The organism is Bacillus sp. 9.4, from assembly GCF_055486415.1.
Genome location: NZ_JBVFMU010000006.1, coordinates 224,535 through 237,108, shown reverse-complemented (window position 1 = coordinate 237,108; position 12,574 = coordinate 224,535). Strand labels below are relative to the sequence as shown.

The 12,574-nt window shown below is 45.9% G+C and carries 13 protein-coding genes and 1 pseudogene; 3 read left to right on the top strand and 11 right to left on the bottom strand.

The genetic code is table 11. The features are described from left to right. Positions 1-31: 31 nt before the first annotated feature. Positions 32-664 carry an esterase EstB gene (estB, locus tag ACZ07B_RS20510; RefSeq protein WP_251188104.1) on the bottom strand — a complete coding sequence of 211 codons (633 nt, stop codon included), beginning with the start codon at positions 662-664 and terminating at the stop codon, positions 32-34. Positions 665-941: 277 nt separating this feature from the next. On the opposite strand from estB, the gene padR reads away from it, so the two are divergent. Further along, complete coding sequence (gene padR / locus ACZ07B_RS20505) at positions 942-1,490, top strand: transcriptional regulator PadR (protein ID WP_029726850.1); 549 nt, start codon at positions 942-944, stop codon at positions 1,488-1,490. 48 nt (positions 1,491-1,538) lie between these two features. Further along, positions 1,539-2,141, top strand: coding sequence for a GNAT family N-acetyltransferase (locus tag ACZ07B_RS20500; protein ID WP_134156954.1), 603 nt, complete (start codon positions 1,539-1,541; stop codon positions 2,139-2,141). A gap of 37 nt (positions 2,142-2,178) precedes the next feature. Here the strand turns inward: ACZ07B_RS20500 and lnrN are convergent, their stop codons facing one another. From lnrN to ACZ07B_RS20465, 7 genes are all read right to left on the bottom strand, one after another. Then, positions 2,179-3,336 (bottom strand): linearmycin resistance permease LnrN, encoded by a 1,158-nt coding sequence (lnrN, locus tag ACZ07B_RS20495; protein WP_464877612.1) that lies wholly within the window; start codon positions 3,334-3,336, stop codon positions 2,179-2,181. Between the two features lie 14 nt (positions 3,337-3,350). Then, positions 3,351-4,541 (bottom strand): linearmycin resistance permease LnrM, encoded by a 1,191-nt coding sequence (lnrM, locus tag ACZ07B_RS20490; protein WP_464877611.1) that lies wholly within the window; start codon positions 4,539-4,541, stop codon positions 3,351-3,353. A gap of 12 nt (positions 4,542-4,553) precedes the next feature. Beyond that, entirely contained in the window at positions 4,554-5,489 is a 936-nt protein-coding gene (gene lnrL, locus ACZ07B_RS20485; RefSeq protein WP_024572985.1) for a linearmycin resistance ATP-binding protein LnrL, read from the bottom strand. Positions 5,490-5,632: 143 nt separating this feature from the next. Then, a complete protein-coding gene (gene lnrK, locus ACZ07B_RS20480; RefSeq protein ID WP_024572984.1) occupies positions 5,633-6,295 on the bottom strand; it encodes a two-component system response regulator LnrK in 663 nt (220 codons plus the stop codon). Further along, on the bottom strand, positions 6,292-7,494 hold the full coding sequence (gene lnrJ / locus ACZ07B_RS20475) for a two-component system sensor histidine kinase LnrJ (protein WP_464877610.1): 1,203 nt from the start codon (positions 7,492-7,494) through the stop codon (positions 6,292-6,294). Before lnrJ ends, lnrK begins: the two co-directional genes overlap by 4 nt. A 123-nt stretch (positions 7,495-7,617) precedes the next feature. Further along, the gene (locus ACZ07B_RS20470; RefSeq protein WP_464877609.1) at positions 7,618-8,799 is read right to left on the bottom strand and encodes a Gfo/Idh/MocA family protein; all 1,182 of its coding nucleotides are present in this window, start codon (positions 8,797-8,799) and stop codon (positions 7,618-7,620) included. A gap of 9 nt (positions 8,800-8,808) precedes the next feature. Further along, positions 8,809-9,750 (bottom strand): sugar phosphate isomerase/epimerase family protein, encoded by a 942-nt coding sequence (locus tag ACZ07B_RS20465; protein WP_464877608.1) that lies wholly within the window; start codon positions 9,748-9,750, stop codon positions 8,809-8,811. A 146-nt stretch (positions 9,751-9,896) separates the two neighbouring features. Between ACZ07B_RS20465 and ACZ07B_RS20460 the strand changes: the two are divergent. After that, positions 9,897-10,055, top strand: a pseudogene (locus ACZ07B_RS20460) (MFS transporter); the annotation flags it as partial. A 66-nt stretch (positions 10,056-10,121) separates the two neighbouring features. Here ACZ07B_RS20460 and ACZ07B_RS20455 read toward each other — a convergent pair. From ACZ07B_RS20455 to catD, 3 genes are all read right to left on the bottom strand, one after another. Next, on the bottom strand, positions 10,122-11,066 hold the full coding sequence (locus ACZ07B_RS20455) for an AraC family transcriptional regulator (RefSeq protein ID WP_124060006.1): 945 nt from the start codon (positions 11,064-11,066) through the stop codon (positions 10,122-10,124). Between the two features lie 96 nt (positions 11,067-11,162). Then, positions 11,163-12,020: a catechol 2,3-dioxygenase gene (gene catE / locus ACZ07B_RS20450; RefSeq protein WP_464877607.1), complete on the bottom strand. Its 858-nt coding sequence runs from the start codon at positions 12,018-12,020 to the stop codon at positions 11,163-11,165. A gap of 17 nt (positions 12,021-12,037) precedes the next feature. Further along, the gene (gene catD, locus ACZ07B_RS20445) at positions 12,038-12,442 is read right to left on the bottom strand and encodes a DoxX family oxidoreductase CatD (protein WP_003244204.1); all 405 of its coding nucleotides are present in this window, start codon (positions 12,440-12,442) and stop codon (positions 12,038-12,040) included. Between the last annotated feature and the right edge of the window lie 132 nt (positions 12,443-12,574).

Genomic DNA, 12,574 nt, shown 5'->3' with positions numbered 1-12,574 from the left:
TAACGGAGACTGCAGGTTTTTGATGAAGATATTAATTTGTATTGAGGCCTCCGCCATTCAGCCCTTCTTTGATATAGCCGTTCACTTGGCTATTAGAGAGCAAGCCAATATGACCGATGCCATAAAGCTGGATGTTTCGCGCTCCTTGTAACCGAGACAAGCTATTGATGACAATTTGATCATTGAGACTGTAAATAGATGTATAGAGGATCTTTTGATTAGGATCTGTACCCGGCAGCGCGGTTGATGACACTAAACCATTAGCCCCTCCAAGCGTTACGACATTTTGAATCTTATTGCCTCCGCCTAAATATTTAATATAGTACAGCGTATTGGCGCCTCCCATACTATGAGCCACAATATCTACTTTTTTTGCCCCCGTCTCTTTTAAAACACGGTCAACATATGAAGCAAGCTGCGGGCCGTTATTTAGGTTATTTCCTGTTTTATCATAAAAATCAATTGCGTACAGTTTGTTGCTTTGCCAGCCTTGAGAAATTAAGTAGTTTTTAATAGCGAAAAAGTTGTATGATGCCCCGCTTATTCCATGAACAAGAACGACAGGATTATGTACTGATTCAGCTTTTGCACTTGACGGCGGAGCGGCTAAAACAGATAGAATCAGCGATAAACAAATAATGAATGACATAAGTACTTTTTTCACGTTTATTCCCCCTTAAAATGTTCATACCACCAATTTCCTATTATACATAAAAAATCAATATAGTTAATATTTTTTCTGAAAATTAAATTTAAATCTCTTTTATATCATTGACGGAGATAAATCGGATACCTTCTGACAAAAATTTTATTTTCATTTCCAAAGAGCCCGGTTGTGTTCCCTTTCTCCCTTTTCTATAATAAGGGGAATAGGCAGTTAGGATCACAGATGAGCACGGTCTCATCTTTTTTGTGAAACAGCCATAGACATGGAGGATCGCATGAGAGTATTAAAATACGCCATATTAGGGCTTTTGCGAAAAGGCGAATTGAGTGGATACGATATTACGAGTTATTTTAAAGAGGAGCTCGGCCAGTTTTGGAGCGCCAAGCACAGCCAGATTTACCCTGAGCTCAAAAAGCTGACGGATGAAGGGTTTATCACGTTCCGGACAACGATTCAGGGCACAAAGCTGGAGAAAAAGATGTACACCCTGACAGACAGTGGAAAGCAGGAACTTCATGACTGGCTGATCCGCCACCAGCCGATACCCGAGACGGTGAAGGATGAATTTATGCTGAAGGCTTATTTCATTTCTTGTCTTTCACGCCAGGAGGCTTCTGATTTGTTCACAGACCAGCTGCAAAAACGCCAGGCCAAGCTTTCTGACTTGCAGGGAAGCTATGAAAAGCTTATGGCTTCAGCAGAGCCAATGTCATTTTCTTCACCGGACTTCGGCCACTATCTTGTGCTGACGAAAGCGCTGGAGCGGGAGAAAAATTACGTTTCTTGGCTGGAATCAATTTTAGCTATGATAGATAAGGATTAACCGGGAGCGGCCTTCAGGCTGCTCCAATACGAATGCGGGGGAAGAACGATGAATGTGACATTGCACGAATTAACAGGGGAACTGATTCGAGTGGTGCCGATGGACAAAAGCCATATTCAAGGTTTATATGAAGCGGCAAATGATGAAAACATCTGGACCCATTTACCGAAAACGATCACAACACTGCGTGGTATGGAGGCTTTTGTTGAGGAGGCGCTGCAAACGAAAGAAACAGGAACAGAATTTCCATTCGTGATTATTCATCGTAAGACTGGAAAAATGGTCGGCACGACACGGTTTCTGTATATGTCATCCGCTGCAAGGAGCCTTGAGATCGGCTGGACATGGTTTCATCCTTCAGTCTGGGGCACCTCGGTCAACACTGAATGCAAATATTTGCTGTTACAGTATTGCTTTGAACAGCTGAAGACGATTCGGGTGCAATTCAAAACGGATGAGCGGAACATCAGATCACAAAAGGCCATTGAACGGCTGGGGGCAGTTAAAGAAGGCATATTACGAAACCAAATGATCAGAAAAGACGGAACATTCCGCAATTCGGTATTTTACAGCATCATCGACAGTGAGTGGCCATCCGTGAAACAGCATTTGGAACAGAGGCTGCAGCTGTCAGAAAAAGAAACAAAATAATTGCAAAAATCATCTGTCCGAGGGACAGATGATTTTTTTAGGCTCGGAGCGCCTTAAGCCCCGCTGCGAAAGTGATTGCTGCAAATGCAAGCAAAATGCCGCAGATTCCGAGAATATCTGTGACGCGGGCACCGTTAGCGATAATCTCCGTCAGCCCGCTCATTGCCCACTTTTGCGGAAGAAATTCAGCGATGGATTGCATCAATTTCGGTTCAATGTCGATCGGCCAATACATCCCGCTCACCATACATGTTGCGATGACGAACAAGTTGCCGAACGCAAGCTGCTGTTCTGGCGTTCTGACATTGGCCGCAATCATCAATCCAATGCCGACAACGGTCAATAGAAAAAGTGACACTAATACAATAACCGCAGCCGGATTCCCCCAGTTGATGCCAAACAGCCAATGGGTGGAAAGAAGCAATATGCCAAATTGAATCCAGCCAATGACAAAGAAGGAAAGCACATACCCAGCACCGATTTCGGCTCGGCTGACAGAGGCTGTAAGCAATCTGGACCAGACGCCGTTTTTTCTTGCTTCTAAAATGGTTCCAGCCGCTCCCATCATGGTCAGCATGACAAACAGGATGGAAAACCCTGCTGCTCTGGAGGCGGTGTCACTTGCTTCCGCACCCTCTTTTTTATCACTGAGCATCTGTCGTTTTACAGCCGGAACCGTATCTTCATGTTTTTTGGCGAAAACGGTTTTATACGCCGCCTTCCAGTTTTCTCCCGCAGTCTGAGATGCCGTTTTCGCCGCGGTCACCTGAATATTGAGCGTTGCCAATGTGCTTTCTGCATATTGTTTGACCATCGGCGCTTCCGACAGCTCGGGGCCGTGACGGAAAATCAGCTCAGGATTTTTGCCTTTTTCCAGCTGTGTCTGGAACAAGCGGGAAATGACGATGATCCCGGCAATTTTCTTTTGTTTCAGCTTTTCTGACGCTTTGCTTTCAGACATGTTTTCGAATACATACATATCATCGTGTGCCTTCAGCTGCCGAATATAATGCTGTGAGAGAATCGTATCGTCCTGATCAACGATTGCAAGCCGCACCTTATCATCATTGTCGCCGAGCATACTCCCAAATACAAAGGTAAGCAAAAGCGGGGCAGCAAACATGATCAAATAGTTCTGCGGCTTCTTAAAAATGAGAGAAAGCTCAATGCCGCAAATGGCTATGATTTTTTTCACCTTTTGTACCCTCCTTATCTTGTATGAAGCCGTCTGATACCAATTACAAGTGAACAAAGGCCGATCGCCGCAAAAAGAAGCACAGGCTTTTGAAGGTCAGACCAGCCTCCTCCTTCCATTAAAGAAAGAAAGCCATCAAGCGCCCAGCGATTTGGCACCGCTTTGGATACAGACTGCAAGACGTCCGGAAATTGATACAGCGGCAGCATGGATCCGCCGAGAACCGCAAGCAATTGAATACCGAAGCCGCCTATCGCATCTGCAGATTTCATATCGCTGATGCACGACGCAAGCAGCATTGAAATGCCAGATACAGCGGCAGCGTAAGAAAGCCCGAGTACACTCACAAACAGCAAATTGCCGCCCCAGTCCACACCAAAAACATTGATTGTGACGATCAGAAATATGAAAAATTGCATGATAGCAAACAGATACGTCCCAAGCCATTTTCCGAAGAGAATGACGGATTTTTGCGCAGGCGTCATCAGCATTCTGGCAAGCGTCTCCGTATCCTTTTCCTGTAAAAACGATTTCGCCCCGACTGTCATATGAAACAGCATAAACATGCAAAGCATTGCCGCCGAATAGTATTGAAAACTGGTAACGGCTTTGCTGCCGACAGATTTTTCCGCAATAGTAAGCTTGTCACCTGTTTCTTTTTCTAGCGTCTTTGCCAGCTTTTCTGCAAACTGTGCAGGGTCAAGTTTTCCTTGCTGTACAGCTTCCGTTTTGCTGATGTAGTCCATTGAGGCTGACGCGGCTTCCTTTACCGCTTTATATTGCTCTATAAAAGAGCTGGCAGCAGTTTCGATGATGGAACTTTTCAATGTTTGATTAGGTGCGGCATAAACAACAGCTGAGGTTTTGCCGGCTTCCCAATGGTTCGGGATGACGATGCCTACATCGATTTTCTTTTCATCAATCAGCTTCTTCATCTTGTCTTCGCTGCCGGCTTTTGTGGCCTTTATCGACTTCATTTTTTTGAGAACATCTTTTGTAAACATGTTCGCTGCATCTGACTGGTCTGATTGAATGTAGCCGACTTTGATGTCATCAATCCGGCTGCCTCCGTCAACAACTGATCCGAGCGCCGCCCCTAAAATACACGTTAGGATCAGCGGCATTAGGATAAGCATCATAAACCCTTTTCTGTCCGTGATTCTGATTTTGACATCTTTCCATGCGATCCATATGCTTTTTTTCATTGCCGTCCCTCCTCAATCCCGCAACGTGCGGCCGGTCAGATTCAGAAACAGGCGCTCTAGATTCGGTTCCTGCACCTGAAGAGACAGCAGGTTTATATGATGAGCAGCGGCTTCAGCAAGCAGACTGGTGACGACTTTCTCATGATGAGCCGCAGAAATGTCGATTTTGAGCTCTGACTCCTGGACTGTTACATCATTCACATGAGCCAGGGAACGGATCGCCAAAAGAAACGCTTCATCGATCCCGCTGACCGTCAGCTGAATGATGGTATCGCCTCCAAGGCGGCTGCACAAATCAGTTTTTGTGCCAATCGCAATCATTTCCCCCTGATCAATTATCCCGATCCGGTCGCATAAAAACTCAACCTCTTCCATGTAATGACTCGTATAGATCACCGTCATGCCCGTTTCGTTGAGCTGTTTGACCGTTTCTAAAATGTGATTTCTCGATTGAGGGTCAATACCGACAGTCGGTTCATCCATAATCAGCAACTCGGGCTTATGCATTAAAGCCGCACCGATGTTGATTCTTCGTTTCATCCCCCCGGAGAACGTTTCAATCTTATCTTTAGCCCGCTCAGTCAGACCGACATATTCAAGGACCTCAGCCGATCTTTTTTTGGCCTCACCGTGCGTAAGTCCGTACATTTTCCCCCAAAACATAAGATTCTCATGAGCCGTCAGTGTCGGATATAATGCAATTTCCTGCGGAACAATGCCGATTTTTTGTTTCGCTTTGGCCGTTTCTTTTCCGATGACATAGCCGCCCACCGTGATGTTCCCGCTGTCATGCGGTACAAGGCCGGAAATCATCGAAATGGTTGTGGATTTCCCCGCACCGTTTGGCCCGAGCAGACCGAACGACTCCCCCTTTTGAAGGGAAAAAGAAATACCTTTCACGATTGTTTTTTTTCCATATGCCTTTTTGATGTTTTCTGCTTGCAGCACGTCGTCTCACTCCTTTTTTTGATCCATTGCCATTGTAGAAGAAAGAAAGGCGTGCGGCATGTAGCGGCAGATAGAACATAGGGCATGAAAAAAAGGCCTGTAAAAGGCCTTTTCAGAGAAGCGTATATGCAAAACGTCATATGTCAAAAGACAGATACACCATATCTGACCGAGTAAATGGCGGCTTGGGTTCTGTCCCTGACAGCCAGCTTGCTGATAATATTTGAAACGTGGTTTTTGACTGTGCCTTCTGTAATGAAAAGCTTTTCGGCAATTTCTTTGTTATTCAGCCCGTACCCCAGCTCAGCCAGAACTTCAATTTCGCGCTCGGTCAGGTCGAGCAGCTCGTTAGGTTTTTCTATCTCATTTATTCCTTTCAGCTGTTTTTCACGCTTCCATTCATTCAGCATTTGGGCAGTCAATTCCGGCGGAAGCACCATTCCGCCAGAATGAACAGTCATCACCGCTTTTACAATCGTATCTGCCGACATATCCTTCAGCAGATACCCGCTTGCTCCTTCTTCAAGCGCTTCAGCAATCAGCGCTGAATCCTTAAAGGTTGTCAGCATCAAAACCTTTACGCCGGGCAGCGAGCTTGTGATTAATTTTGTTCCCTCCACCCCGTTGGAAACCGGCATGCGGATGTCCATTAACACGATATCCGGCTCCAGCTCTTTCGCCTTTTCGAAGGCTTCCTGTCCGTTTCGCGCCGTTGCGATCACATCGAGCTCTTCTCTGAGCTGGAGCAGGGATGCCAGCCCTTCTCTGACGATATCCTGATCGTCGGTAATGATGATCTTAATCATGATAAACTCTCCTTCTGCTGCACGGGCCTGAAGCTCCATTTTTTATTGGCAAGTGAAAATTCGGCGATTACAGTAAATCCTTGATCCCGTTCGCTTTCAAAGCGGATCATTCCGCCATGTTCCGCTGCCCGCTTTTTCATATTCAAGAGGCCAAATCCAAGTGCTGCCTCGGGATTGCCTTTTCCGTCATCCTTAATGACAAGGCTGATGCTGTCCGTTGTGCAGGCAAGCTGTATCGAACAAGCTGTGGCGCCGCCGTGCCGTTTGGCATTGGTCAGTGCTTCCTGCACCGTTCTGATCAGGGTCGGATGGAGAGACAGCGGGATGATTGCAGGATCACCGCTGACCGCAAATTCTGTTGTGACTCCTGCATTTTTGCAAAAGTCCTCTGTCAGCTGTTTCAGCGATTCGATTAGCGAAGGATCGTTTTCAGTTTGCAGAGTGCGTACTGATAAGCGGACATCATCAAGCGCTTCACGGGCAAGTGTTTCACAGACACCTACTGTCTCATCCGCTTTTTGGCTGTCTCTTTTTTGCCATTCACGCAAAAGCTGCAGCTGGACGAGAAGGGCCGTCATTTTATGCCCCACTGTATCATGGATTTCCCGCGCCATTCTGTTCCGCTCGTAAATGGCGGTCAGCTCTTCAACCTGCTTCGCATATAAATGCAGCTCCTGATGTGCGGAAGACAGCGCCAAGTGGGATTCTGTCAGTTCCCGGTACTGCTGTTTTGCCGTTTCCTGCGCATCCAACAGCTTGCGGATTAATTTGCCCACGACACCGCAGAAGACAACGAATGTCATGCTAGTTAAATGATCAATGACAAATTCATTGCCGAACATCGCATATGTACGGATGAGGACCGTCAAAAATAAAATAGAGGAAAGACATAAGACAGACCATGCTGTTCTTTTAGGAAACCCCCGCAGAAAAAAGGCGACCGCAACCGGACAAAGCATAATAATGAACAAACCTGTGCCGGGAAAGATAAATCCGAACGAAAAGCCGATTGCAATATCAATCAGGCAGAACCAGATGGCATTTGTCTCTTTTGTCAGCAAAACATGATTGGCTGCATACATGGCAGCACCTGCTGCTATAAATACATATCCAAACCAGTTATCCTCTTTCACAATGGACAGATACATTAAACAGCTCACCATCAAGGTGAACATTCTCGTAAAAAAAAGAGCCTTCACGCTCATCACTCCCGTTACCCAATTCCCTTCTTATCATACCTGTCTCAGGGCATTTTTGACAGGAGTTTCTGGAAAATAAAAACCGCATATGAACTTTATGTCATATGCGGCGCATCCCCTCATTTATTTAAATTCAACCCAAACTGACCCTTGGTTTGCCGAGCGCACGCAGTTATCAATCCAGCGAATGCCCTCAATCCCTGCATCAATGTCAGGATAAACCAAGTTATTCAAGATTTCTTCCTCTTCACGGTTTTTGGCGTCTATCGCAATGGCAAATTTAAGATAAATATTGGCCCATGCTTCGGACAGCCCTTCGCTGTGTAAGGCGCCCAGTCGTTCATCGGCGCTGCAAACATCATCTAAATACGGCATGCCGCGAACGAGTGTCTGGCCCGGCTCTCCCTGCACTTCATACGTCAGTTCATTTGGCTTGCTGTCCCACCACTCAATGCTTGCCTTTGAGCCGACAATCCGGATTCTATGGCCATCCATACATCCGGCATTGATTGACGATGCCCACATCGTTCCGACCGCTCCATTTTCATAATGCATCAGCACATGGGCATTATCCTCTAGCGGTGCGCGGCTGCCGACGAAGCTCTGTCGGTCACACAGCAGCTCTTTAATTTTCATCTTTGGCATAATAAGCTGTGACATATAATACGTGTGGGTAGATAAATCGCCTAGTACAAAACTTGGCCCGGCGATCGCAGGGTCGACACGCCATTTCTGTGCAGCGCTTATCTTTTCACCTTCATCTGTTGCACAAAAACCGTGTGTGTACTGCAAGTCAACCACCCGAATATCGCCGATCATTCCTTGTTCAATCATCGCACGCATTTGAAGAAGCATTTGATTGCCTGAAAAACCGTACGTCACGCCGACAATTTTCCCTTTTTTCTCTGCGAGCGCTTTGATTTCATAACCCTCTGCTGAAGTGAAGAACAGCGGTTTTTCACAGATGACATGCAGTCCTGCTTCAAGCGCCGCCTTACAAATCTCATAATGAGTGCCGTTCGGAGTGGCAATCGATACTACCTCTATGCCATCCTGTCTTTTCGCTTCCTCGGCAAACATGGTTTGATAGTTGGGATAACAGCGTTCCGCATCCACTCCAAGGTTCATCCCGAAGTCTTTTCCTCTTTCGGCATCGATATCAAAAGCGCCGGCAGTTAATTGAAAAGCAGTATTGTCTCTCAGCGCTCCAGTACGATGTTTATACCCAACCTGGCTAAGCCGTCCGCCGCCTACCATTGCCCAGCGCAGCGGCTTGGAGATGATTCTTTCTCCATTTATCATCATGAAAACCTCCTATTGGCTGATGGTTTGTTTTAATGCTTCTACAGAAGTGCGGATGCCCGCTTCAGGTGACATCGTCAGATCCTCCATTTCTAAAGAAACCTCATCATCATATCCCATCATTTTTACAACTGAAAAAAATTCCTTCCACCACTGTAAATCCTGTCCGCAGCCGACAGCTACGTAATTCCACGCCCGGTTTGCAGGATCTGTCACTTCTTTTGTTTCTAAAAGTCCGTTGACCGCTGATAAATATCTTTCAATTCTGACATCTTTCCCGTGGACATGGTGAATGGCTGAGCCGAGCTCCCTTGCTGCGATGATCGGGTCTGCGCCCATCCATAATAAATGGCTCGGGTCAAGATTCAAACCGACCAGCGGGCCGACCGCTTTTCTGAGTCGAAAGAGAGTCTCAGGGTTATAGACTAATTGAGAGCTGAAGTTCTCAAGCGCTATTTTTTCTACGCCGCAGGCCCCCGCTTTTTTGACAAGCTTCTTCCAATATGGAATCGCAACGTCTTCCCATTGATAGTTGAGGATATCTTTTAAAACGGGAGGCCAGCTTACTGTGTATGTGATCCAGTTCGGCACTTTGTCGTCCGGGCCGCCGGCTGGCAAACCGCTCATCATGATCACTTTTTTGACGCCTAATAATCCAGCCAGCTCCATCGTTTTGTCAGTTATGTCTCTGTGCGATTTGCCCAATTCACCCGGATCTAAAGGGTTCCCCGAGCAGTTTAATGCGCAAAGTGTCATGTTCCGCTTTTCCAGCGCTTGTGAAAATTCTTTTCTTTTTTCGCTGCTTTGCAGCAGTTCATCAAGATTCAAGTGCGGTGCCGGCGACCAGCCCCCGGTTGTCATTTCAAGTGTATCGATCCCAAGCTTTGCGGCAAAATCGAGCATGTCTTCAAAAGGCAAATGCCCTAGGCTGTCTGTTACATAAGATAGTTTCATTGATAGATTCCTCCTCATATCTGCAGATTACGATAAGTGAGTCGATTGATTCGGCATGTCCTGATCAACTTGCCGGCCATATTCATATTGGCGAAATGAATGCTAAAGCCGTTCAAGTGACCGCCCTTTCGTCTCAGGCACATATTTTTAAAGATTTTCAAGAGCCGTAGATCAGGCGCATGCTATTTACTGAGATCGGAATCGCCATCGTACAGCAAATTACCGATGTCAATTCGATCATGTACTATGGGACAGAAATGTTAAGAAAAGCCGGCTTTCAAACAGAAACCGCTTTCTTAAAAAATTATAAGACAACGAGATTTCTCGCGTCTTTATCATATGGAGACATTATTTTGTCATTTCAGGACATCTTATTCGTGCGGCTCGGCCTGTTCGATTTTTTGAAAAGGCTTATTGATTTGAAATGCGGTCATTTTTGAGTCTTTATAAAGGGAACGGAAAAGCCCTGGAGAGCTGCCGATTTTGGCAGAAAATACGCGTGTAAAATAATGTACAGAGAATCCTATTTCTTCTGCTATTTCCTTTATCGATAGATCCGTTGACTTCAGCAGCGCGGCGGCTTTATTGATTTTTTCATTTTGGACAAACTCAGAGTAGCTGACACCCAGTTCTGCTGCAAATAAACGTGATAAGTGCCTACCAGAGATATGAAAATGGCCGGCGACATCCGTCAGCTTTAACGGCTGTGACAGATTGTCTTTAATGTGTAGTTTGACCTCCGTCAGCAAAGCAGATGAGCTTTGAATGAGCTGCTTGTTTTTCGGGCGGCGGGCGGACGGGAGAAAGGTTTGGATTAATGACAGGATCAATGCGTGCGACAATTGGGATAGGATCTCTTTGTCAAAAGCATTGACTGGCTGAGCTGCTTGCAGCATTAACGTTTTCCAAAGAATGCCCGGAGGTTCGCCATCTTTTATTTGCACTGTGACAACGGGGCTTTGTTTCACTTCTTCCATCACGTTGATCCATTCAGCGCTTGATTGATCCTCACTCAGCTCAAAAGCGACATAAAAAATGAACAGTCCTGTTTCACTTTTGATTTGGTGCAAATGATCCGGCTTTGACAAAAAAATCGTCTGTTCCCGAAGCGGATATGTACGATCGCCTTCAAGATAATATCCTTCACCTCTTACCACGTAACAAATTTCATAAAAGGAATGCTTATGAAGCAGTGTGTTATAGTGATTCGTCATTGCTCCCCAATAATGGACGTAAAATGAAACATCCTTTTGCTCTAAGCGATGCACATACTGATTTAAAGCGATTTTGCCTGTCACAAGGTGATCGAGTTCCATGTAAACGCCTCCTAACAAGTTGGTGGTTCTCTCATCATAACAAGGCGGACAAAAATAAAAAATCCCCCTGCCGTTTTTTCGGCAAGGGGATTGCAGTTAAATCAAAAATGTAATATAGGCGCCGGAAACAGGGTCTTTCACACGAAAGCTGTTTTCCGTCTCTTCAATCGAATACCCGGCATGTTTGACTCGGTTTGCCACTAAATCCAGCTCCTCTTGGTGAGGCAGGACAACAGTGTAATAGTCTAGTCCGCTGGCATTTGTCGGTTTAGGCGGCGCATTTCTTCCCGCCCAAATGTTTAAGCCGATATGATGGTGGTACCCCCTGGCTGAAACGAAGAGGGCGGACATGCCCGCATAGTTTCCGACAATGTCAAAGCCCAGTACATCTGTATAAAACGCCTTTGCTTCTTTCAAATCACTGACATGCAGATGAATGTGTCCGATGATTGTATCGTTCGGGAGCGATGTTTTCCGCTCATCTCCTGCCTCTTCCAGAAGGCCCTCAATGTCAACAGCGGTTGTCGTCATGACGTAGTTTCCTTCCCGATCACGCTGCCACGTGCTGCGGGGGCGGTCAGCGTACATTTCAATGCCGTTTCCGTCAGGATCAGACAGGTAGAGCGCTTCGCTGACAGCATGGTCTCCATGTCCGATAGCAATGCCGTGTTCAATCAGGCGTGCGAGCGCGATCCCAAGTTCTTTCCTGTCCGGAAGAAGAATCGCAAAGTGATAAAGGCCTGTCACAGACCGTTCAGGCAAGACGACAGCGCTCGGATTTTCTTCAAGAATAAGCAGTACGCGTTTCCCGTCAGCCGTTAATTCCGCTTGGCGATCCGTCTTTTTTAAGACTTGAAAACCGATGACGTTACAGTAGAACTGAAGCGAACGCTCCAGACTGCGAATTGTGAGTTTGGCATAGCCAATGTGTGTATCCTCATGAATGCTGGTCATGCTGTATGCCTCTTTTCTTATGCTGAAACGTTTCCGTTCTTTTTTCCTTTAAACACAAATGGGTCCAGCGCCAGGAATCGACTTCCAGTAAGCGCCAGGTGAATGGATGTCAAAAGCAGAAGGTAATCAAATTCTGCATTGCCCATGAATGGCGCTTTCAGCTTAACAGTGATGATGGCGCCGATCAGTGTAAGAGCGAACAGTACACCGACAATACGTGTAGCCAATCCGAAGAAGACAAGCACTCCGCCAATGAGTTCAATCGCTGCGATGACATACGCCATAAAGCTTGGAAGGCCTATGCTGCCGAAAAATTGGATGGTGCCCTCCATTCCCTGAAACTTTGATAAACCGTGAACAAAAAAGATAATACCTGTAATAACTCTTAAAAGTAATGTGCCAATTTCAAATGATTTATTCATTTTATCCTCCTTGATAAATGTTATCACTTACTTAATGTAAGCTAGTATATATACATAACTTGTTTACGTCAAGTAATTTTGTTACATTTTACGAAAATGAAATAAAAGTACTATAAATCTGTAACAAAAAAG

Bases quoted from the DNA above. Each gene is read 5' to 3' on its own strand.
- padR (WP_029726850.1), top strand. From the start codon at position 942: ATGAGAGTATTAAAATACGCCATATTAGGGCTTTTGCGAAAAGGCGAA.
- ACZ07B_RS20500 (WP_134156954.1), top strand. From the start codon at position 1,539: ATGAATGTGACATTGCACGAATTAACAGGGGAACTGATTCGAGTGGTG.
- lnrM (WP_464877611.1), bottom strand. From the start codon at position 4,541: ATGAAAAAAAGCATATGGATCGCATGGAAAGATGTCAAAATCAGAATC.
- lnrK (WP_024572984.1), bottom strand. From the start codon at position 6,295: ATGATTAAGATCATCATTACCGACGATCAGGATATCGTCAGAGAAGGG.
- ACZ07B_RS20470 (WP_464877609.1), bottom strand. From the start codon at position 8,799: ATGATGATAAATGGAGAAAGAATCATCTCCAAGCCGCTGCGCTGGGCA.
- ACZ07B_RS20465 (WP_464877608.1), bottom strand. From the start codon at position 9,750: ATGAAACTATCTTATGTAACAGACAGCCTAGGGCATTTGCCTTTTGAA.
- ACZ07B_RS20455 (WP_124060006.1), bottom strand. From the start codon at position 11,066: ATGGAACTCGATCACCTTGTGACAGGCAAAATCGCTTTAAATCAGTAT.
- catE (WP_464877607.1), bottom strand. From the start codon at position 12,020: ATGACCAGCATTCATGAGGATACACACATTGGCTATGCCAAACTCACA.
- catD (WP_003244204.1), bottom strand. From the start codon at position 12,442: ATGAATAAATCATTTGAAATTGGCACATTACTTTTAAGAGTTATTACA.